Origin of the sequence: Pseudomonas sp. BF-R-01 (genome assembly GCF_019946615.1) — a bacterium.
Classification (GTDB): domain Bacteria; phylum Pseudomonadota; class Gammaproteobacteria; order Pseudomonadales; family Pseudomonadaceae; genus Aquipseudomonas; species Aquipseudomonas migulae.
This window is the reverse complement of record NZ_JAGYFX010000050.1, coordinates 1-20,981: the sequence shown is the minus strand read 5'-3', so window position 1 is coordinate 20,981 and position 20,981 is coordinate 1. Positions and strand designations below refer to the sequence as shown.

General features: G+C 59.4%; 18 protein-coding genes. 11 read left to right on the top strand and 7 right to left on the bottom strand.

From position 1 onward, the window contains the following. Positions 1 to 167: 167 nt before the first annotated feature. Entirely contained in the window at positions 168 to 2,618 is a 2,451-nt protein-coding gene (locus KGB27_RS18845) for a glycogen/starch/alpha-glucan phosphorylase (RefSeq protein ID WP_008028030.1), read from the bottom strand. Positions 2,619 to 2,877: 259 nt separating this feature from the next. Here KGB27_RS18845 and KGB27_RS18840 point away from each other — a divergent pair, with 259 nt between their 5' ends. Further along, positions 2,878 to 3,318, top strand: coding sequence for a YkgJ family cysteine cluster protein (locus KGB27_RS18840; protein ID WP_090473876.1), 441 nt, complete (start codon positions 2,878 to 2,880; stop codon positions 3,316 to 3,318). A 213-nt stretch (positions 3,319 to 3,531) separates the two neighbouring features. On the opposite strand, the gene typA is transcribed toward KGB27_RS18840, so the two are convergent. Both typA and thiI read right to left on the bottom strand, forming a co-directional pair. Continuing rightward, on the bottom strand, positions 3,532 to 5,352 hold the full coding sequence (typA, locus tag KGB27_RS18835) for a translational GTPase TypA (protein ID WP_008028025.1): 1,821 nt from the start codon (positions 5,350 to 5,352) through the stop codon (positions 3,532 to 3,534). A 139-nt stretch (positions 5,353 to 5,491) separates the two neighbouring features. Beyond that, on the bottom strand, positions 5,492 to 6,946 hold the full coding sequence (thiI, locus tag KGB27_RS18830) for a tRNA uracil 4-sulfurtransferase ThiI (RefSeq protein WP_008040995.1): 1,455 nt from the start codon (positions 6,944 to 6,946) through the stop codon (positions 5,492 to 5,494). Between the two features lie 330 nt (positions 6,947 to 7,276). Between thiI and glnA the strand changes: the two genes are divergently transcribed. From glnA to ntrC, 5 genes are all read left to right on the top strand, one after another. Further along, positions 7,277 to 8,683: a type I glutamate--ammonia ligase gene (gene glnA, locus KGB27_RS18825; protein WP_008028021.1), complete on the top strand. Its 1,407-nt coding sequence runs from the start codon at positions 7,277 to 7,279 to the stop codon at positions 8,681 to 8,683. 299 nt (positions 8,684 to 8,982) lie between these two features. After that, the gene (locus KGB27_RS18820) at positions 8,983 to 9,492 is read left to right on the top strand and encodes a DUF4124 domain-containing protein (protein WP_207284654.1); all 510 of its coding nucleotides are present in this window, start codon (positions 8,983 to 8,985) and stop codon (positions 9,490 to 9,492) included. Next, positions 9,489 to 10,109, top strand: coding sequence for a DUF4124 domain-containing protein (locus KGB27_RS18815; RefSeq protein ID WP_223555730.1), 621 nt, complete (start codon positions 9,489 to 9,491; stop codon positions 10,107 to 10,109). Before KGB27_RS18820 ends, KGB27_RS18815 begins: the two co-directional genes overlap by 4 nt. A 230-nt stretch (positions 10,110 to 10,339) precedes the next feature. Continuing rightward, positions 10,340 to 11,425, top strand: a complete 1,086-nt coding sequence (gene glnL / locus KGB27_RS18810; RefSeq protein WP_008024908.1) for a nitrogen regulation protein NR(II) — start codon at positions 10,340 to 10,342, stop codon at positions 11,423 to 11,425. Next, the gene (gene ntrC / locus KGB27_RS18805) at positions 11,422 to 12,858 is read left to right on the top strand and encodes a nitrogen regulation protein NR(I) (protein ID WP_008024910.1); all 1,437 of its coding nucleotides are present in this window, start codon (positions 11,422 to 11,424) and stop codon (positions 12,856 to 12,858) included. Before glnL ends, ntrC begins: the two co-directional genes overlap by 4 nt. A 522-nt stretch (positions 12,859 to 13,380) precedes the next feature. Here the strand turns inward: ntrC and KGB27_RS18800 are convergent. Further along, a complete protein-coding gene (locus KGB27_RS18800; protein WP_032828573.1) occupies positions 13,381 to 13,821 on the bottom strand; it encodes a hypothetical protein in 441 nt (146 codons plus the stop codon). Here KGB27_RS18800 and trmL point away from each other — a divergent pair. Next, entirely contained in the window at positions 13,820 to 14,275 is a 456-nt protein-coding gene (trmL, locus tag KGB27_RS18795) for a tRNA (uridine(34)/cytosine(34)/5-carboxymethylaminomethyluridine(34)-2'-O)-methyltransferase TrmL (protein ID WP_008040998.1), read from the top strand. The genes KGB27_RS18800 and trmL overlap by 2 nt on opposite strands. 122 nt (positions 14,276 to 14,397) lie before the next feature. Here trmL and secB read toward each other — a convergent pair whose 3' ends face one another. From secB to KGB27_RS18780, 3 genes are read right to left on the bottom strand one after another with little or no spacing between them, the layout of a single operon-like run. Beyond that, a complete protein-coding gene (gene secB / locus KGB27_RS18790; protein ID WP_007897410.1) occupies positions 14,398 to 14,883 on the bottom strand; it encodes a protein-export chaperone SecB in 486 nt (161 codons plus the stop codon). A gap of 41 nt (positions 14,884 to 14,924) precedes the next feature. Further along, positions 14,925 to 15,179, bottom strand: coding sequence for a glutaredoxin 3 (grxC, locus tag KGB27_RS18785; RefSeq protein ID WP_008024917.1), 255 nt, complete (start codon positions 15,177 to 15,179; stop codon positions 14,925 to 14,927). A 1-nt stretch (position 15,180) separates the two neighbouring features. After that, positions 15,181 to 15,594: a rhodanese-like domain-containing protein gene (locus KGB27_RS18780; protein WP_008024918.1), complete on the bottom strand. Its 414-nt coding sequence runs from the start codon at positions 15,592 to 15,594 to the stop codon at positions 15,181 to 15,183. Positions 15,595 to 15,747: 153 nt separating this feature from the next. On the opposite strand from KGB27_RS18780, the gene gpmI reads away from it, so the two are divergent. The 4 genes from gpmI to KGB27_RS18760 all read left to right on the top strand — a co-directional run bounded on the left by gpmI (position 15,748) and on the right by KGB27_RS18760 (position 20,929). Then, positions 15,748 to 17,277: a 2,3-bisphosphoglycerate-independent phosphoglycerate mutase gene (gene gpmI, locus KGB27_RS18775; RefSeq protein WP_223555727.1), complete on the top strand. Its 1,530-nt coding sequence runs from the start codon at positions 15,748 to 15,750 to the stop codon at positions 17,275 to 17,277. Between the two features lie 230 nt (positions 17,278 to 17,507). After that, positions 17,508 to 18,806: a murein hydrolase activator EnvC family protein gene (locus KGB27_RS18770; protein ID WP_008024921.1), complete on the top strand. Its 1,299-nt coding sequence runs from the start codon at positions 17,508 to 17,510 to the stop codon at positions 18,804 to 18,806. A gap of 34 nt (positions 18,807 to 18,840) precedes the next feature. Then, a complete protein-coding gene (locus KGB27_RS18765; protein ID WP_008024923.1) occupies positions 18,841 to 20,160 on the top strand; it encodes a S41 family peptidase in 1,320 nt (439 codons plus the stop codon). 1 nt (position 20,161) lies between these two features. After that, positions 20,162 to 20,929, top strand: coding sequence for a divergent polysaccharide deacetylase family protein (locus tag KGB27_RS18760; protein WP_008041001.1), 768 nt, complete (start codon positions 20,162 to 20,164; stop codon positions 20,927 to 20,929). The last annotated feature ends 52 nt before the right edge of the window (positions 20,930 to 20,981 follow it).

Sequence of the window (20,981 nt, the reverse complement as noted above, 5' to 3'; positions counted from 1 at the left end):
TTTCGCGGGCAAGCCTCACTCCTACAGGTATGCGTAAATCCTGTAGGAGCGAGGCTCGCCCGCGAAGATGCCCGCAAGGACATCACTGAAACATCTGGCAAACTGGTGCTTAGTATATCGGTCAGGTCCAACAACCGTCGGACCTTGCGCACATTTGTGGCTAAAAGTTACTCCAATGCCTTCCAGATATCCGTCGCGTACTCGCGAATGGTCCGGTCCGAGGAGAACCAGCCCATCCGGGACGTGTTCAACACCGCCGAACGCCACCACTCATTCGAGTCGTGCCAATGGGCTTCAACACGCATCTGCGCGTCCCAGTAGGAATCGAAATCGGCGCAGACCAGGAAGCGGTCGTAGTCGATCAGCGAATCGATCAAGCCGGTGTAACGGGACGGATCATCCGGCGAGAACACCCCGCCACGAATCGCTTGCAGCACATCATTGAGCCGATGGGACGCGGCAATGTCCGGCGTCGCATTGAATTCATGATTCTGTTTGCGCGCTTCAACCTGCTGCGCGCTGAGGCCGAAGATGAACATGTGCTCGGCGCCGATGCGCTCGCACATTTCCACGTTGGCGCCGTCCAGCGTACCAATCGTCAGCGCGCCGTTGAGGCCGAACTTCATGTTACTGGTGCCCGACGCCTCGAAGCCTGCAGTGGAAATCTGCTCGGACAAATCCGCCGCCGGAATGATGCTCTCCGCCAGGCTGACGTTGTAGTTAGGCAGGAACACCACTTTGAGCAAGCCGCGCACAGTCGGGTCGTTGTTCACCACCCGGGCGATGTCGTTGGTCAGTTTGATGATCAGCTTGGCCTGGTGATAACTGGCGGCGGCCTTGCCGGCGAAGATCTTCACTCGCGGCACCCAGTCGATTTCCGGCTCGGCGCGAATCGCCTGATACAGCGCGACGGTGTGCAGCAAGTTGAGCAACTGACGTTTGTATTCGTGGATCCGTTTGACCTGCACGTCGAACATCGCCGCCGGGTTGACCGCGACCCCAAGGCGCTCGTGAATGATGTACGCCAGCGCTTTTTTGCTATGCAGGCGCTGTTCGGCGAAGGCCTTGCGGAACGCGGCTTTTTCCGCGAACGGTTCCAGATCGAGCAAGCGCTCCTCCGGGTTATCCAACAGATCAGGGCCGAGGGCATCGACCAGCATCGAGGTCAATTCCGAGTTGGCCTGATACAACCAGCGGCGGAAGGTAATGCCGTTGGTCTTGTTGTTGATCCGCTCCGGGTAGAGCTTGTGCAGTTCCGAGAACACGGTTTTGCGCATCAGTTGCGTGTGCAGTCCGGACACGCCGTTGACGCTGTGGGAGCCGAGAAACGCCAGGTTGCCCATGCGCACACGGCGACCGTTGTCCTCTTCGATCAGCGATACCGCGCGCAGCACGTCAAAATCATGGATGCCTTTGGCACGTAGCGAATCGATGTGCTGGGCGTTGATCAGGTAAATGATCTGCATGTGCCTTGGCAGCATCCGCTCCATCAAACCGACCGGCCAGGTTTCCAGCGCTTCCGGCAACAGCGTGTGGTTGGTGTACGAAAGCGTGTCGACGGTGACCTGCCACGCGGCGTCCCACGCCACGTCGTAGACATCGACCAATTGGCGCATCAACTCGGCCACGGCAATGGACGGGTGAGTGTCGTTGAGCTGGATTGCCGCGTGGTCGCCCAGGGTCAGCACCGAGGTGTGCATGTTGCGATGACGGCGCAGCAAATCCTGGAGAGATGCCGCGACAAAGAAGTATTCCTGGCGCAGGCGCAGTTCCTGGCCGGCCTCGGTGCTGTCCGCCGGGTACAGTACGCGAGAGATACTTTCCGCCCGCGCCACTTCAGCGACCGCGCCGAGGTGGTCGCCGGCGTTAAAGCGCTCAAGGTGCAAATCTTCCATCGCACGGGCACGCCACAGGCGCAGCGTGTTGACGCTCGCCCCGCGCCAGCCGACTACCGGAGTGTCATAAGCAATGGCGCGCACGGTTTCCGCCGGGGACCAGACTTGCTTGGACTTGCCGTTTGAGTCGGTCACGGTTTCGACGCTGCCGCCGAAGCCGATCGGGTAAACCACTTCTGGCCGTTCGAATTCCCACGGGTTGCCGAAATCCAGCCAGTGTTCGGTCTGTTCCTGCTGCCAGCCATCGACAATCGCCTGGCGGAACAAGCCGTGTTCGTAACGAATGCCATAACCGTGGCCGGCGATGCCGAGGGTCGACATGCTTTCCATGAAGCACGCCGCCAGACGACCGAGGCCGCCGTTGCCCAAGGCTGCGTCGGGCTCCAGCAGGCGGATACGTTCGAGGTCGACGCCGAGCTCGGTCAGCGCTTCGCGGGCGACGTCGAGCAGGCCGAGGTTGCTCAAACTGTCGTAGAGCAGCCGGCCGATGAGAAATTCCAGGGAGAGGTAATAAACCCGCTTCTGACCTTTGCGGTAGATCTGCCGGGTGTGGTCCATCCAGTGCTCGACCATGTGATCGCGCGCAGCCAGCGCAATGGCTTCGAACCAGTCGTGGTCGAAGGCGTGATCCGGGTCTTTGCCCACCGCGTAGGTGAGTTTGGTCAAGACGGCGTCGCGGAATGCGGCCACCTCTGCTTCGCGAACAAGTGGTTCTTGAGTCATCGATAAGACCTCGAGCGAGCTTTGAGTTGTCTGAGCCTAGACGGTCTGACAGGCGGTAGAGGCTCTGGTTCGGCAGTTTTTCCTGTTAGTGCGAGATAGGTCGGCATTACCTTGTCGTGTACCTGAATCAATGCAGGGGCCGTGCCGGAATTCAAGGGTTGTTGACCACAGTTAAAAAAATCTGGCGAAAGGTTGTTCAAAAATCCACCAGTCCCGGTATGATCGCGCGCCCTGATGCACACGCTGGTAACAACCGATGATGAAGCCCAACCTGATCGCCGCCGCAGAGATCGATCGTCTCGATACCTGGGCCAAATACTCTGCGCCGATGTGCGGTTCCTGCGTATCCAGCTGCTGCACCCTGCCGGTCGAGGTCAAGATCAAGGATCTGATCCGCATCGGCATCGTCGACGAGTTCGAGCGCGGCGAACCGGCGAAGAACATCGCCAAGCGTTTGCAGAAGGAAGGGATCGTCGAGCGTTACAGCCAGAAGACCGAGATCTTCACCCTCCAGCGCATGAGCAACAACGATTGCCTGTACCTGGATCGTAAGAGCCGTCTGTGCACTATTTATGAAAAGCGCCCGGATACTTGCCGCAACCACCCGAAGATCGGGCCGCGACCTGGGTATTGCGCTTACAAGCCGAAAGAAGTGGCGCGCGAGACCAGCAGCAGCCGTCGGCCTCTCGAGAAATTCTGATCTGAATCTTCGCTGCTTGACCTGACCTCATCGCGAGCAGGCTCGCTCCCACAGTGATTGGTGTCGTGCACAAATTATGTGTTCACCATCAATACCCTGTGGGAGCGAGCCTGCTCGCGATGAGGCCGGTACAGACGCCACACAAATCGCAGACAAACAAAAACGCCCCCGGCCTTTCGACCGGGGGCGTTTTCATTCAGCCTGAACTAAAACTCAGTTCTTGGCTTTCTTGGCAGCGCGGGTACGCTCGCCTTCGTCCAGGATCTTCTTGCGAAGACGGATGGACTTAGGAGTAACTTCACACAGCTCGTCGTCCTGGATGAATTCCAGGGCCTGTTCCAGGGTGAAGCGAACAGGTGGAACCAGAGCGATGGTTTCGTCTTTACCCGAAGCACGCATGTTGTCGAGCTTCTTACCTTTGGTTGGGTTGACGCCCATGTCGTTATCACGGCTGTTCAGACCAACGATCTGACCGTTGTAGATTTCCTGACCGTGTTCAACGAACAGCTTGCCACGTGCCTGCAGGGTTTCCAGGGAGTAGGTCAGAGCCTTGCCGGTTTCTACCGATACCAGAACACCGTTCTGACGACCGGACATGTCGCCGGACTTCATGGTGTCGTAGCGATCGAAGATCGAGGTCAGGATGCCAGCACCGTTGGTCAGGGTCAGGAACTGGTTACGGAAACCGATCAGACCACGAGCAGGGATGTTGTATTCCAGACGCACACGGCCTTTGCCATCCGGCACCATGTTGGTCAGGTCGCCCTTACGCAGACCCATCTCTTCCATGACCTTGCCCTGGGATTCTTCAGGGGTGTCGATGGTGACGTTTTCAAACGGTTCCTGCTTCACGCCGTCAACCTGACGGATGATCACTTCAGGACGACCAACGCCCATTTCGAAGCCTTCGCGACGCATGGTTTCGATCAGTACCGAGAGGTGCAGCTCACCACGGCCGGAAACCTTGAACTTGTCAGCCGAGTCGCCTTCTTCAACGCGCAGTGCAACGTTGTACAGCAGCTCTTTGTCCAGACGTTCCTTGATGTTACGGGAAGTCACGAACTTGCCTTCTTTACCGCAGAAAGGCGAGTCGTTCACCTGGAAGGTCATGGAAACGGTTGGCTCGTCAACGGTCAGAGGCTTCATCGCCTCGACGTTGTCCGGCTGGCACAGGGTGTCGGAGATGAACAGCGAGTCCATACCGCTCACGCACACGATGTCACCGGCAAACGCTTCTTCAACGTCGATACGGTGCAGACCGTGGTGACCCATCAGCTTCAGGATACGGCCGTTGCGTTTCTTGCCGTCGGCGCCGATGGCGACAACCGGAGTGTTCGGCTTGACGCTACCACGAGCGATACGGCCAACACCGATAACACCCAGGAAGCTGTTGTAGTCCAGTGCCGAGATTTGCATCTGGAACGGGCCTTCACGGTCAACTTTCGGCGCAGGTACGTTGTCGACGATCGACTGGTACAGCGGGGTCATGTCTTCAGCCATGTCGGTGTGGTCCAGACCGGCAATACCGTTCAGGGCCGAGGCGTAGACGACTTTGAAGTCCAGCTGTTCTTCGGTGGCACCCAGGTTGTCGAACAGGTCGAAGATCTGGTCCAGAACCCAGTCCGGACGCGCGCCTGGACGGTCAACCTTGTTGATGCACACGATCGGACGCAGGCCGGCTTCGAAAGCCTTCTTGGTCACGAAACGGGTTTGCGGCATAGGGCCGTCTTGAGCGTCAACCAGCAGCAGAACGGAGTCAACCATCGACATTACGCGTTCAACTTCGCCGCCGAAGTCGGCGTGGCCCGGGGTATCCACGATGTTGATGTGGTAGCCGTTCCAGTTGATGGCGGTGTTTTTCGCCAGAATGGTAATACCGCGCTCTTTTTCCTGGTCGTTGGAGTCCATCACGCGCTCGTCGTTGAGCTCGTTGCGCTCCAGAGTGCCGGATTGACGCAGGAGTTTGTCTACCAGGGTGGTTTTACCATGGTCAACGTGAGCAATGATGGCGATGTTGCGTAGATTTTCGATCACTTGTGTATCTCGATCAGAGGATTCGGTGTGCTGACAAGTCTTGGCAGCGATTAACAGTAGAGTCAGGCCTTGCCGTTACAGCTTGACGGCAGAGTCGGGGGGCCGATGACGCAGGCCACAGGCAAACAGCCCCGGGCTCTTAGCTCGGTCGATAAACGCGCACATTGGCATGCCCCTCACTGAGCAAATGGTGGGCATGCAGGCGACTCATCACGCCTTTGTCGCAATACAGCAGGTACTGGCGAGTAGGGTCCAGTTCCTTGAAACGAGCGTTCAATGCATAAAACGGCATCGTCTGTACCTCAATGCCACCGAGTTCCAGCGGCTCGTCTTCAGCGGCATCCGGGTGACGGATGTCGATGATGATCTGGCCCGCCAGTGCTTCGCTGACTTCTTCGATCTGCAAATCCTGGCCCAATTCGTCGATCACGCGATCGATCGGCACCAGTTTGGCGTTCTCGAGCGCACGCTCAAGGACTGCCATGTCGAATTCTTTCTCTTCATGCTCCACCCGGTGGCGCTTGGCAGCCGTCTTCGGGTTGACTGAAATGACCCCGCAATACTCCGGCATGTGCCGGGCGAAATCGGCGGTACCGATTTCGTTGGCCAGATCGATGATGTCCTGCTTGTGACTGGCGATCAGCGGGCGCAGCACCAGCTTCTCGGTCACGCAGTCGATCACGTTCAGATTCGGCAATGTCTGGCTCGACACCTGGGAGATCGCCTCCCCGGTCACCAGCGCTTCGATTTGCAGTCGATCGGCAATTTGGGTCGCAGCGCGCAACATCATACGCTTCAATACTACGCCCATATGACTGTTATCGACTTTACCGAGAATTTCTCCCAGTACTTCCTCGAACGGCACACTGACAAATAACACGCGTTGGGAGCTGCCGTACTTCTTCCAGATGAAGTGCGCGACTTCCATCACGCCCAGTTCGTGGGCCCTTCCGCCCAGATTGAAGAAGCAGAAGTGGGCCATCAGGCCGCGACGCATGATCTGGTAGGCCGCCACAGTGGAGTCGAAGCCGCCGGACATCAGCACAAGCGTCTGTTCCAGGGCACCCAGCGGATAACCGCCGATGCCGTTGTGCTGACTATGGATCACGAACAACCGTTGGTCGCGAACTTCGATTCGGACTTCGATTTCAGGTTTTTTCAGGTCGATCCCGGCGGCACCGCACTGGCGGCGCAACTGGCTGCCGACGTATTTCTCAATATCTATCGAGCTGAATGGGTGCTTGCCGGCGCGTTTGCAACGCACCGAGAAAATCTTGCCGGCCAGTGCATCACCGTAGTGCTGCTTGCATTTTTCAACGATGTCGTCGAAATCACCCAGCGGGTACTCATCGATTTGCAGGAAGTGCGCGACGCCCGGCATGCAGCTCAGACGCTCGCCCATCTCCTTCAGAGCCTTGGGATCGCTGACGCGGGTTTCCAGCTCGAGGTTGTCCCACACGCCGTTCACCACCACGGCCGGATCCAGATCGCGGAGCACGGCACGGATGTTCTTGGCCAACTGGCGGATGAAACGCATCCGTACCGGGCGGCTCTTGATGGTGATCTCTGGGAAGACTTTTACGATTAATTTCATGGAAACAGCGCGCGCGAGGCCTGCCGAAAAAGGGGGGCGCGGATTATAGCGGAAATTGCTCAAGGTTTAACCAGTTAATGTGCAGAAGGTTTTGCACGCACCAAAACAGGTCATTTATTGATTTTAGCGCCACATTGTAGGGCGGGATTTTCCCCATTAATGCGCTTTACACCTTTATAAGCGTGATATTGGGGCAAAAAACCCATGGTGGGGCACTGGCATGCAATTTGCTCCCTTGTGAGGCAGGTTGCCTTGGCAGAGTATTCGCGCCGGCATCACCCACATTCTAAGGGCATCCACTACTAAGCCCGAAGCCACCCGGAGGACACTATGTCGAAGTCGGTTCAACTCATCAAAGATCATGACGTCAAGTGGATTGATCTGCGCTTCACGGACACCAAAGGCACCCAGCACCACGTGACCATGCCGGCTCGCGACGCGCTGGATGAAGACTTCTTCGAAGTCGGCAAGATGTTCGACGGTTCCTCCATCGCTGGCTGGAAAGGCATCGAAGCCTCCGACATGATCCTGCTGCCGGACGACAGCACTGCCGTACTGGACCCGTTCACCGAAGAGCCGACCCTGATCCTGGTCTGCGACATCATCGAACCTTCGAGCATGCAAGGCTACGATCGCGACCCACGTGCGATCGCCAAGCGCGCAGAGGAATACCTCAAATCCACCGCCATCGGCGACACTGTGTATGCCGGTCCGGAGCCAGAGTTCTTCATCTTCGACCAAGTGAAGTTCAAGTCCGACATCTCCGGTTCCATGTTCAAGATCTACTCTGAACAAGGCTCGTGGATGTCCGACCAGGACGTGGAAGGCGGCAACAAAGGCCACCGTCCAGGCGTCAAAGGCGGCTACTTCCCGGTTCCACCGTTCGACCACGACCACGAAATCCGTACCTCCATGTGCAACGCACTGGAAGAAATGGGCCTGACCGTCGAAGTTCACCACCACGAAGTGGCAACTGCCGGCCAGAACGAAATCGGCGTCAAGTTCAACACCCTGGTGAAGAAAGCCGACGAAACCCAAACCCTGAAGTACGTCGTGCACAACGTGGCCGATGCCTACGGCCGCACCGCTACCTTCATGCCTAAGCCTCTGTACGGCGACAACGGCTCGGGCATGCACGTGCACATGTCCATCTGGAAAGACGGCAAGAACACCTTCGCAGGTGAAGGCTATGCCGGTCTGTCCGATACCGCCCTGTACTTCATCGGCGGCATCATCAAACACGGTAAGGCCCTGAACGGCTTCACCAACCCGGCGACCAACTCCTACAAGCGTCTGGTTCCAGGCTTCGAAGCTCCAGTGATGCTGGCCTACTCGGCCCGTAACCGCTCCGCTTCGATCCGTATTCCTTACGTGTCGAGCCCGAAAGGCCGCCGTATCGAAGCACGCTTCCCGGATCCAGCTGCCAACCCGTACCTGTGCTTCGCAGCACTGATGATGGCTGGCCTGGACGGTATCCAGAACAAGATCCACCCTGGCGATGCAGCTGACAAAAACCTGTACGACCTGCCGCCTGAAGAGGCGAAAGAGATCCCACAAGTTTGCGGCAGCCTGAAAGAAGCCCTGGAAGAGCTGGACAAAGGTCGTGCGTTCCTGACCAAAGGCGGCGTGTTCTCCGATGACTTCATCGACGCTTACATCGCTCTGAAAAGCGAAGAAGAAATCAAGGTACGCACCTTCGTACACCCACTGGAATACGAGCTGTACTACAGCTGCTGATCCGGTAGCGCCTGCGCAAGCGGCGTGACAAAAAAGAGGCCTCCTTCGGGAGGCCTTTTTTGTGCCCGCGATTCCGCGGATGGCCCCGCTTTTCTGTGGGAGCGAGCCTGCTCGCGAAGGGGTCGTCACATCCAACATTGATTTTGAATGACGCACCGCTTTCGCGAGCAGGCTCGCTCCCACAGGGACTTGCGTCGCCTGATGTATTGCAGGAAATCATGCCCAAATGTTTACAACTTGGGTCAATCACCAGCCCTGACCTATGCTGCAACCCAACGCGTTCGTTTCTGGTCGATTTTATGGGTCGTGGTTTTCTGTTCATCCTGCTGTTGATCGCCCTGCCCGCCGCCGCGCAGATCTATAAGTACACCGACGCCGCCGGCAACACCGCCTACAGCAATCAACCACCCGACGGTGTGAAGGCTCAGCCGGTCGAACTGCCGCCGCTCAACAGCGTCGAGCGCCAGGCGCCTCCTGCCCCACCCGCCGAAGCCACCAGCCGCGAACAACCTCGCAGCGCCTACGAGGTGCTGGAGCTGACCAACCTGCCCACCACCGAAGCGCTGCGGGCCAACAACGGCACCTTCACCGTCAACGTGTTGATCAAACCGCGCTTGCAAGGCCCGCATCTTTTCAGGCTGCTGCTGGACGACCAGCCTTACGGCCAGCCGAGCAACGTGCCGATCCTGCAACTGGTCAACATTGATCGCGGCACTCACAGCCTCGCGGTGCAGGTGATCGACGGGGAAGACATCGTGCAGCAGAGTCCGACCGTGACCTTCACGGTTCAGCGGGTGCACAAGCCGTGAGGTTATGGCTGCTGGCCGCCTGCCTGATCGCGCTGTCCGCATCGGCCGAAGTCTTCACTTACATCGACGCACAGGGCAATCGGGTCTTCACCGACCAGCCTGGCTCCGGCAACGCCAAACGCGTGCCGCTGGCGACGAGCAACCGCATGTCCACCAGCCCGACCGGCGCAGCGCCGGTGATTGCCGAGAAACGGACCGAAACCAAACCCCTGTTCCGCTACGACATGCTGCGAGTGCTGGTGCCCGAGCCCGACGCCACAATCCGCAGCACCGCCGGCGAGCTGATCGTCAGCATCACCAGCGAGCCCGGCCTGCAACGAGGTCATCGCTACCGCTTGTTGCTGGACGGGCAGCCCACCGCTGAACCGGGTCCGAGCCCGGTGTTCGCCTTGAGCAACATCGATCGTGGCAGCCACAACCTGTCCGTGGAAATCCTCGACGAACACGGCCGCATCGTCGAGCGCACCGCCAATCAACCCTTCCATATGCTGCGCATTTCCCTAGCACAAAAACGCCAGGTCAAACCCTGCACGTTGACCGACTACGGCCAACGACCGGAGTGTCCGCTCAAGGACAAACCCATCGAGCCAAAAAATCCCTTCCTGCGTTTCTTCTAACCTCGTTCAGCTTTGCGCACTATATTGGTGCGATAGGTTGCACCGTACCCAAATATCAACCCATTTTGGTTCGAAAGTACCCGCAAAAGCTGGCAGAACGCCACGCAAACGAGCGTCAAACGCCCGTTTCAGGCCTTTAACGCTTCTTTTCGGAGCCTTGGTTTGGTTTTTGCATTTTCCTCATATCGGCGCGTTATTCACGCGCATGCCCTGCTCCAAAAGAGGTCCTGATGACCATTAGCGACGCACTGCATCGATTGCTGCTCGACAACCTGACCACCGCCACCATCCTGCTCGACGCCGAACTGCGCCTCGAGTACATGAACCCGGCGGCGGAGATGCTGCTGGCCATCAGTGGCCAGCGCAGCCATGGGCAGTTCATCAGTGAGTTGTTCACCGAATCCACCGAAGCCCTGAATTCCCTGCGCCAGGCAGTCGAGCAGGCGCATCCGTTCACCAAACGCGAAGCGATGCTCACCGCCCTGACCGGCCAGACGCTGACCGTCGATTACGCGGTCACACCGATCCTGGCCAACGGCGCCACCATGCTGCTGCTGGAAGTCCACCCGCGTGACCGCTTGCTGCGGATCACCAAGGAAGAGGCGCAGCTGTCAAAGCAGGAAACCAGCAAGATGCTGGTGCGCGGCCTCGCTCACGAGATCAAGAATCCGCTCGGCGGGATTCGCGGTGCGGCCCAGTTGCTCGCCCGCGAACTGCCGGAAGAAAGCCTGCGCGATTACACCAATGTCATCATTGAAGAAGCCGACCGCCTGCGAAACCTGGTCGATCGCATGCTCGGTTCCAACAAGCTGCCATCGCTGGCCATGTGCAACGTCCACGAAGTGCTGGAGCGCGTCTGCCACTTGGTCGAGGCGGAAAGCCAGGGCTGCATCACATTGGTGCGCGATTACGACCCAAGCATTCCCGACGTGTTGATCGACCGCGAACAGATGATTCAGGCCGTCCTGAATATCGTGCGCAACGCGATGCAGGCCATCAGCAGCCAGAACGAGCTGCGCCTGGGCCGCATCAGCCTGCGCACCCGCGCCATGCGCCAGTTCACCATTGGCCACGTGCGCCATCGCCTGGTGACCAAGATCGAAATCATCGACAACGGCCCCGGCATTCCTGCGGAACTTCAGGAAACCATCTTCTTTCCCATGGTCAGCGGGCGCCCGGACGGTACCGGGCTCGGCCTGGCCATTACCCAGAACATCATCAGCCAGCACCAGGGCCTGATCGAATGTGACAGCCATCCAGGCCACACCACCTTCTCGATCTTTCTGCCACTGGAACAAGGAGCCACATCGACATGAGCCGTAGTGAAACCGTGTGGATCGTCGATGACGACCGTTCTATCCGTTGGGTCCTGGAAAAAGCCTTGCAGCAGGAAGGCATGACCACGCAAAGCTTCGACAGCGCCGATGGCGTGATGAGCCGCCTGGCGCGCCAGCAGCCGGACGTGATCATCTCCGACATTCGCATGCCGGGTGCCAGCGGTCTGGACCTTCTGGCGCGGATTCGCGAGCAACACCCACGGCTGCCAGTGATCATCATGACTGCGCACTCCGATCTGGACAGCGCTGTCGCGTCCTATCAGGGCGGCGCGTTCGAATACCTGCCCAAGCCGTTCGATGTCGACGAAGCGGTGTCCCTGGTCAAGCGCGCCAACCAGCACGCCCAGGAACAGCAAGGCCTGGAAGTCCCGGTCGCCCTGACCCGCACCCCGGAAATCATCGGCGAAGCGCCGGCGATGCAGGAAGTGTTTCGCGCCATCGGGCGCTTGAGCCACTCCAACATTACCGTGCTGATCAACGGTGAATCGGGTACGGGTAAAGAGCTGGTCGCCCACGCCCTGCATCGCCACAGTCCACGGGCGGCTTCGCCATTCATTGCGCTGAACATGGCGGCCATCCCGAAAGACCTGATGGAATCCGAGCTGTTCGGCCATGAAAAAGGCGCGTTCACCGGTGCGGCCAACCTGCGTCGCGGACGATTCGAACAGGCGGATGGCGGCACGCTGTTCCTTGATGAAATCGGCGATATGCCGGCGGACACGCAGACCCGTTTGCTGCGCGTGCTGGCAGACGGCGAGTTCTACCGCGTCGGCGGCCACGTGCCGGTCAAAGTCGACGTGCGGATCATCGCCGCGACTCACCAGAATCTGGAAACCCTGGTGCACGCCGGGAAATTCCGTGAAGACTTGTTCCACCGCCTTAACGTGATCCGCATTCATATTCCACGCCTGTCGGACCGTCGCGAAGACATCCCGACCCTCGCCAAGCACTTCCTCAGCCGCGCCGCGCAAGAACTGGCGGTCGAGCCGAAGCTGTTGAAAAGCGAAACCGAGGAATACCTGAAGAACCTGCCGTGGGGCGGCAACGTTCGTCAGCTGGAGAACACCTGCCGCTGGATCACGGTGATGGCTTCGGGTCGCGAAGTGCACATCAGTGACCTGCCACCAGAGCTGCTGAGCCTGCCGCAGGATTCGGCGCCGGTGACCAACTGGGAGCAAGCGCTGCGCCAGTGGGCCGATCAGGCGTTGGCGCGTGGTCAGTCGAGCCTGCTCGACAGCGCAGTGCCGGCGTTTGAGCGGATCATGATCGAGACTGCGCTCAAGCACACCGCTGGCCGTCGTCGTGATGCAGCGGTATTGCTGGGTTGGGGGCGTAATACCCTGACGCGCAAGATCAAGGAACTGGGGATGAAGGTGGATGGTGGGGATGATGATGAGGGGGATGAGGGTTAATCAGCCTTTAGATCATCATCGTTGCATAGATCCATTCGCGGGCAAGCCTCGCCCCTACAGGTTGGTAGAAATCCTGTAGGAGCGAGGCTTGCCCGCGAAGCTTTTGGGGCCAACATGCACCGACTGAATGCAGAGTGAACCGCAATCGCGCACACCAACCGATCCAAAACCCCACCTGCGTTCACAATCGAACCCCTGGCGAAAAAACACGAAAGCCCCGTATTACGGGGCTTTCGGCGTTTCAGAGGGCGTGATTGTTTCAAGCTGTTAAAACCTGGCACGCCCCCTGCAATAGTCCATTCAGTGATTCAGTTCACTACCCGGTTTCGGGGACCTTGGTACAGGCAGGCCGGGGATTCCCCTCTTTACATCGGGCTCACACCGCACTTGCGACGAGCCCAAACAGTTTTGGGGCCCTTGATACAGGCAGGTCAGGGGTTCCTTCTTTACACCGGGCTCACGCAATGCGCGAGCCCTCCCGTTTTGGGAACCTTGGTACAGGCAGGCCGGGGATTCCCTCTTTTATTGCTCCCGGAGATGGATCTCCAGCCGCCAGCGGTCATCGACCTCGCTACCGGCCCACTCGCCTTGCAGTGGCCGGGCCGCCACCACCGACAGCAACAACCCCCCATCACTCAATCGCACCCGCCAGTTCACGTTCTTGTCGTTGAGCTTGAGCTGACCTTTCTGCGTCTTGCCCTCCGCCTCGAACAGCAACGCCAGGCTGCCGTCGATAAACTCGCCGTGGGACTTGGGTTCGTTGTTGAACCACACCACCAGGCCGTCGTTCGTCACCTCGATCTGCTGCAATTCACTGGGGTCGGGCGTGGTCAGGCGACCGATCATCAGCCCCACCATTACCCCGACAATCGCCAGCGAACCCATCACGCGCGGGAATAGTTTCGAACGGGGATCCGCTTGCGGCGTAGAATGCCCGTCATCTTTACCTTCGGAGCCGTGCATGTTTCACGTCATCCTTTTTCAACCAGAAATTCCGCCGAATACCGGCAACGTTATCAGGCTGTGCGCCAACAGTGGCTGCCACCTGCATTTGATCGAACCGCTGGGCTTCGAGATGGACGACAAGCGCCTGCGCCGGGCCGGCCTCGATTACCACGAGTATGCCACCCTGCAACGCCATGCGGACCTCGCCAGTTGCCTGGAGAGCCTTGGTCATCCAAGGGTGTTCGCGTTTACCACCAAGGGTTCGCGGCCGTTCCATGACGCGAGCTTCGCCGAGGGCGATGCCTTTCTGTTCGGCCCGGAAAGCCGAGGCTTGCCGGCAGAAGTGCTGGATGCCCTGCCCGGCGAACAACGTCTGCGTTTACCGATGCGCGAAGGCTGTCGCAGCCTGAACCTGTCGAACACTGTGGCGGTTGCCGTCTACGAAGCGTGGCGGCAGAACGACTTCAAATAACACCCCATAACAAATGTGGGAGTGAGCCTGCTCGCGATGGCGGTGTGTCAGCTGACATTGATGTCATCTGACACACCGCCATCGCGAGCAGGCTCACTCCCACACGGGTGTCGCTGCGCAGCTTATTGAACGGTTGGAGTTTCGCCAGCCGCCTGCATGCGTTGCAGTTCTTGTGCGTACAGCGCGTCGAAGTTGACCGGGGCCAGCATCAGGGCCGGGAACGAACCACGGGTCACCAGGCTGTCCAGGGTTTCGCGAGCGTACGGGAACAGGATGTTCGGGCAGAACGCGCCGAGGGTGTGGCTCATCGAAGCGTCGTCCAGGTTCTTGATCAGGAAGATCCCGGCCTGTTGCACTTCAGCGATGAACGCTACTTCTTCACCGTTTTTCACGGTCACGGACAGGGTCAGCACGACTTCGTGGAAGTCGCCTTCCAGTGCCTTCTGGCGGGTGTTCAGATCCAGACCGACGCTTGGTTCCCACTGCTGGCGGAAGATCGCCGGGCTTTTCGGGGCTTCGAACGACAAGTCACGTACGTAGATGCGCTGCAAGGAGAATTGCGGTGCGGTTTCTTCTTCGCTAGCTGCAGTGTTCTGTTGGTCAGTCATCTCAGATCCTTTCTGATCTTGGGGTCTTATAGGGAAGGCATTCAGGCCTTGAGCATGGCGTCGAGCTTGCCGGCGCGCTCAAGGGCAAACAAATCATCACAACCGCCAACGTGGCGCTCACCGATCCAGATCTGCGGCACGGACGTGCGCCCGGCCTTCTGGGCCATGGCGGCGCGCACCTGCGGCTTGCCATCGACCTTGATCTCTTCGAAGGCCACACCTTTGTTCTCGAGCAGGTACTTGGCTCGCGAGCAGTAAGGGCAGTAATCGCTGGAATAGACGACGACGTTGCTCATATCACTTCACCAGCGGCAGGTTGTCGCCTTTCCAGCTGGAAATACCGCCGGACAGCTTGGCGGCGGTGAAGCCGGACTTCATCAGTTCGCGAGCGTGAGTGCCGGCGGTCTGGCCCATGGCGTCGACCAGGATGATGGTCTTGGCCTTGTGCTTTTCCAGTTCGGCCACGCGAGCGGCCAGTTTGTCGTGAGGAATGTTCAACGCGCCAACAATATGACCGGCGGCGAAATCCTTGACCGGACGAATGTCGATCACAACGCCCGCGTCCTTGTTGACCAGGCCGGTCAGTTCACCGGTGCTCAGGCTGCGGCCGCCGCCTTGCATCTGATAGGCGATCAGCAACGCCAGCAGTACCACGAAGATACCGACGAGCAGATAGTGGTTAGTGGCAAATTCAATCAGGTGAGCAACCATCGAAGGAGGTTCCAGGGCGTTAAAATGTCGGCCAGTATACACAGCCACTATGGTGGGCCAAACCCCGTCCGGCGGTGACGCCGTCGGAACTTCGCTTTAAACTGCCACTCCCTTTTCCATTGCCCTCTTTTAACTCAGCCACGAGTGGAATCCATGACTACCACGCCTAAACCTTTGGTCCTGATTATTCTCGACGGCTTCGGTCACAGTGAGAGCCCTGAATCCAACGCCATCTATGCGGCGAAGAAGCCCGTACTGGACCGTCTGTGGGCCACCGTGCCGAACGGTCTGATCTCGGGCAGTGGCATGGACGTCGGCCTGCCGGATGGCCAGATGGGCAACTCCGAAGTCGGCCACATGAACCTCGGTGCCGGCCGCGTTGTGTATCAAGACTTTACTCGCGTGACCAAATCGATCCGCGACGGCGAGTTCTTCGAGAACCCGACCATCTGCGCGGCTGTGGATAAAGCCGTTGCCGCCGGCAAAGCCGTGCACTTCATGGGCCTGCTGTCCGATGGCGGCGTTCACAGCCACCAGGATCACCTGGTTGCCATGGCCGAATTGGCTGCCAAACGCGGCGCGGAAAAAATCTACCTGCACGCTTTCCTCGATGGCCGCGACACGCCGCCGAAAAGCGCCCAGTCGTCGATCGAACTGCTCGACGCGACCTTCCAGGCCCTCGGCAAAGGCCGGATCGCCAGCATTATTGGCCGTTACTTCGCCATGGACCGCGACAACCGTTGGGACCGCGTGTCCCAGGCTTACAACCTGATCGTCGATGGCAATGGCGAATTCAACGCCGCCAGCGCCCAGGAAGGCCTGCAAGCCGCGTACGAGCGTGGCGAGAGCGACGAATTCGTCAAAGCCACCTCCATCGGCGAGCCGGTTAAAGTCGAAGACGGCGACGCCGTAGTGTTCATGAACTTCCGCGCCGACCGCGCCCGCGAGCTGACCCGCGTGTTCGTCGAAGACGGTTTCAAGGATTTCGAACGTGCGCGCCAGCCAAAACTGGCCGGTTTCGTCATGCTCACCCAATACGCCGCCAGCATCCCCGCGCCATCGGCCTTCGCCGCCGGCAGCCTGGACAACGTGCTCGGCGACTTCCTGGCGAAAAACGGCAAGACGCAGCTGCGCATCGCCGAAACCGAGAAGTATGCCCACGTGACCTTCTTCTTCTCCGGCGGTCGTGAAGAACCGTTCCCGGGCGAAGAACGCATCCTGATCCCGTCGCCGAAAGTCGCCACTTATGACTTGCAGCCGGAAATGAGCGCGCCGGAAGTCACCGACCGCATCGTCGACGCCATCGAAAACCAGCGTTACGACGTGATCGTGGTCAACTACGCCAACGGCGACATGGTCGGCCACAGCGGCGTGTTCGAAGCAGCGGTGAAAGCCGTGGAATGCCTGGACCTGTGCGTCGGCCGCATCGTCGATGCGCTGGACAAAGTCGGCGGCGAAGCGCTGATCACGGCTGACCACGGCAACGTCGAGCAGATGTCCGATGAAACCACCGGCCAGGCGCATACCGCGCACACCACCGAACCGGTGCCGTTCATTTATGTCGGCAAGCGTGACTTGAAGGTGCGTGAAGGCGGCGTGCTGGCGGATGTGGCGCCGACCATGCTGAAGCTGTTGGGCCTGGAAAAACCGGCTGAAATGACCGGGACTTCGATCCTGGTGTAACCCGGTCGCTCAAACACCGCCAAACCCTGTAGGAGCAAGCTTGCTCGCGATAGCTATCTGACCGTCGACATCTATGTTGAATGTTAAGGCCCTATCGCGAGCAGGCTCGCTCCTACAGTGGGTTTGCGGTGTTTTTCGGGCCGGTTATCACACAGCCCCAATTGGGCGTTTTTTTTGCAGCGTGGGGCGGGCATACTAGGCCGTCCCTTTCCCTGGTGTCGCCCGCCTCTATGCTTCGCGTCCTGATAGCCCTTGCCCTGACTTGCCTGCTCCAACCGGCCTTTGCTGACGAGCGCGCGCAAACCCAACAACAGTTGGACGCCACGCGTCAGGACATCGCCGAGCTGAAAAAACTGCTGGGCAAGCTCCAGGAAGAAAAATCCGGGGTGCAGAAAGACCTCAAGGGCACCGAGACCGAGATGGGCAAGCTCGAGAAGCAGGTCGAAGCCCTGCAAAAAGAGCTGAAGAAAAGCGAATCCGAGCTGCAGCGTCTCGATGGTGAGAAAAAAAAACTCCAGAGCGCGCGCATTGAACAGCAAAGACTGATCGCCATTCAGGCCCGCGCGGCCTATCAGAACGGCCGTCAGGAGTATTTGAAGCTGCTGCTCAACCAGCAGAATCCGGAAAAATTCGCCCGCACCCTCACCTATTACGATTACCTGAGCCAGGCCCGCCTGGAGCAGTTGAAGAGTTTCAACGAAACCTTGCGCCAACTGGCCAACGTCGAAAAAGACATCGCCCTGCAACAAGCGCAGTTGCTGGTGCAAAAGAGCAGCCTCGACAGCCAGCGCGATGAACTCGACAAAGTCCGTCAGGAACGCCAGCAAGTCCTCGCCAAGCTCAGCGATGACGTAAAGGCTCGCGATCAGAAACTGGCCGCCCGCGAGCAAGATCAGGCAGACCTGTCTAAAGTCCTTAAAACCATCGAAGAAACCCTGGCCCGCCAGGCTCGTGAGGCAGAAGAAGCGCGGCAAAAAGCGCTGATTGCCCAGCAGGAAGCCGAAAAAAAGCGTTTACGTGAGGCTCAGGCGGCAGCAGATGCAGACGCCACTGACGCCCCACGCAAACCCGTTAAATCGACACCCGGCGCCTTGGTTTCAAGCTCAGGCGAGACGTTTGGCGGCCCGTTTGCTTCCAGCCGGGGAAAACTTCCATGGCCGGTTGATGGTCGACTGCTGGCACGCTTTGGCGAAACCCGTGGCGACGACGCCCGCACCAAGTGGGACGGCGTGATGATCAGCGCCTCCGCCGGCAGCCAGGTGCATGCCGTGCACGGAGGCCGCGTGGTGTTTGCCGACTGGCTGCGCGGTGCCGGCTTGCTGGTGATCCTTGACCACGGCAACGGTTTTTTGAGTCTTTACGGTCACAACCAGACGCTGCTCAAGTCTGCGGGTGACGTGGTGAAAGCCGGTGAGTCCATCTCCACTGTCGGTAACAGCGGCGGGCAGGACACTCCAGCACTGTATTTCGCAATTCGTCAGCAGGGTCACCCGAGTGATCCGGCGCAATGGTGCCGCGCGCAAGGATAGGCGTTGAGTCACCTACATTAGGAGTTCGTTCGACATGCTGCATTTGTCCCGTCTTACCTCGCTGGCCCTGACGATCGCCCTGGTGATCGGCGCGCCTCTGGCGTTCGCTGCTCAACCGGCTCCGGCGGTCGCGCCTGCGGGCACTGCTGCGACTACCAAGGCGCCGCTGCCGCTGGAAGAGTTGCGCACCTTTGCCGAGGTCATGGACCGGATCAAGGCAGCCTATGTCGAACCGGTGGACGACAAGACCCTGCTGGAAAACGCCATCAAAGGCATGCTCAGCAACCTCGACCCGCACTCCGCCTACCTGGGCCCGGAAGACTTCGCTGAGTTGCAGGAAAGCACCAGCGGCGAATTCGGCGGCCTGGGCATCGAAGTCGGTGCCGAAGACGGTTTCATCAAGGTGGTTTCGCCGATTGATGACACGCCCGCCTCGAAGGCCGGCATTCAGGCCGGCGACTTCATCGTCAAGATCAACGGCCAGCCGACTCGCGGCCAGAGCATGACCGAAGCCGTGGACAAGATGCGCGGCAAGATCGGCCAGAAAATCACCCTGACCCTGGTTCGCGATGGCGGCACGCCGTTCGACGTGACCCTGTCCCGCGCCATCATTCAGGTGAAGAGCGTGAAGAGCCAGTTGCTGGAGTCCGGCTACGGCTACATCCGCATCACCCAGTTCCAGGTCAAGACCGGCGAAGAAGTCTCCAAGGCCCTGGCCAAGTTGCGCAAGGACAACGGCAAGAAGCTCAAAGGCATCATCCTCGACCTGCGTAACAACCCGGGCGGCGTGCTGCAGGCAGCGGTGGAAGTGGTCGACCACTTCATCACCAAGGGCCTGATCGTTTACACCAAGGGCCGCATCGCCAACTCCGAGCTGCGCTTCTCCGCCACCGGCAAAGACGAAAGCGAAGCGGTGCCGATGGTTGCACTGATCAACGGCGGCAGCGCCTCGGCCTCGGAAATTGTGGCCGGCGCCCTGCAGGATCAAAAACGCGCAGTGGTCATGGGCACGACCAGTTTCGGCAAGGGCTCGGTGCAAACCGTGCTGCCGCTGAACAACGACCGCGCGCTGAAGATCACCACGGCGCTGTATTACACGCCGAACGGCCGCTCGATCCAGGCCCAGGGCATCGTCCCGGACATCGAAGTGCGCAAGGCCAAGATCACCAGCGAGCAGGACGGCGAATACTTCAAGGAAGCCGATCTGCAAGGTCACCTGGGCAATGGCAACGGCGGCGCCGACAAACCGACCGGCTCCAGCGCCAAGGCCAAGGCGATGCCGCAGGACGATGACTACCAGTTGGCCCAGGCCCTGAGCCTGCTCAAAGGGTTGAGCATCACCTCCGGCCGCTGAGATGCGCCTGCGGTTGGTTCTCGGTCTGTTGTGCTGTCTGGCGGGTGTTGCTCACGCGGCGCCCGCCCCTCAAAAAGCCTACATCAGCCTGATCATCGATGACCTGGGGCAGAACCTGCCCCGGGATCGCCGCGTGCTGGCCCTGCCCGGCCCGGTGACCACGGCGATCATGCCCGACACACCCCACGCCACCGAATTCGCTCGCGAAGCTCATCGCGCCGGCAAGATCGTCATCCTGCACATGCCGATGGACCCCGCCACGGGGCCGTTCGCCTGGCATCCCGAGCTGCCCATCGAAGAGCTTGAGAAGCGCCTCGACGCGGCGTTCAAAATGGTCCCGTACACAAGCGGCATCAACAACCACATGGGCAGTCGCATGACCGCACAGCAACCCGCGATGGCCTGGTTGATGGCGGAGTTGCAGCGGCGGCACAAGTTCTTCGTCGACAGCCGCACCAGCGCGCAAACCGTGGCAGCGGCCGAAGCGCAGAAGATCGGGTTGGCGAGTGTTTCGCGGGATGTGTTTCTGGATGATGAGCGAACGGAAGCGGCGATCTTCACCCAGCTACAGACCGCGATCAATCTGGCGCACAAACAGGGTTCGGCGGTGATGATCGGGCATCCGTATCCGCAGACGCTGGCAGTGCTGGAGCGCGAATTGCCAAAGCTGAAAGCTCAGGGCATTGACTGGATTGATATCAAGTTGATGATCAGCGTGCGCAGCAACCGCGCAACGACTGCGCACGGCAAGGACGGCGTTTACCGCTAATCAACGGAACCACTGTAGGAGCCGGCTTGCCGGCGATGGCGGCCTCGAATCA

Bases quoted from the DNA above. Each gene is read 5' to 3' on its own strand.
- KGB27_RS18845 (WP_008028030.1), bottom strand. From the start codon at position 2,618: ATGACTCAAGAACCACTTGTTCGCGAAGCAGAGGTGGCCGCATTCCGC.
- KGB27_RS18840 (WP_090473876.1), top strand. From the start codon at position 2,878: ATGAAGCCCAACCTGATCGCCGCCGCAGAGATCGATCGTCTCGATACC.
- thiI (WP_008040995.1), bottom strand. From the start codon at position 6,946: ATGAAATTAATCGTAAAAGTCTTCCCAGAGATCACCATCAAGAGCCGC.
- glnA (WP_008028021.1), top strand. From the start codon at position 7,277: ATGTCGAAGTCGGTTCAACTCATCAAAGATCATGACGTCAAGTGGATT.
- KGB27_RS18820 (WP_207284654.1), top strand. From the start codon at position 8,983: ATGGGTCGTGGTTTTCTGTTCATCCTGCTGTTGATCGCCCTGCCCGCC.
- glnL (WP_008024908.1), top strand. From the start codon at position 10,340: ATGACCATTAGCGACGCACTGCATCGATTGCTGCTCGACAACCTGACC.
- ntrC (WP_008024910.1), top strand. From the start codon at position 11,422: ATGAGCCGTAGTGAAACCGTGTGGATCGTCGATGACGACCGTTCTATC.
- trmL (WP_008040998.1), top strand. From the start codon at position 13,820: ATGTTTCACGTCATCCTTTTTCAACCAGAAATTCCGCCGAATACCGGC.
- KGB27_RS18800 (WP_032828573.1), bottom strand. From the start codon at position 13,821: ATGCACGGCTCCGAAGGTAAAGATGACGGGCATTCTACGCCGCAAGCG.
- secB (WP_007897410.1), bottom strand. From the start codon at position 14,883: ATGACTGACCAACAGAACACTGCAGCTAGCGAAGAAGAAACCGCACCG.
- grxC (WP_008024917.1), bottom strand. From the start codon at position 15,179: ATGAGCAACGTCGTCGTCTATTCCAGCGATTACTGCCCTTACTGCTCG.
- KGB27_RS18780 (WP_008024918.1), bottom strand. From the start codon at position 15,594: ATGGTTGCTCACCTGATTGAATTTGCCACTAACCACTATCTGCTCGTC.
- gpmI (WP_223555727.1), top strand. From the start codon at position 15,748: ATGACTACCACGCCTAAACCTTTGGTCCTGATTATTCTCGACGGCTTC.
- KGB27_RS18770 (WP_008024921.1), top strand. From the start codon at position 17,508: ATGCTTCGCGTCCTGATAGCCCTTGCCCTGACTTGCCTGCTCCAACCG.
- KGB27_RS18765 (WP_008024923.1), top strand. From the start codon at position 18,841: ATGCTGCATTTGTCCCGTCTTACCTCGCTGGCCCTGACGATCGCCCTG.
- KGB27_RS18760 (WP_008041001.1), top strand. From the start codon at position 20,162: ATGCGCCTGCGGTTGGTTCTCGGTCTGTTGTGCTGTCTGGCGGGTGTT.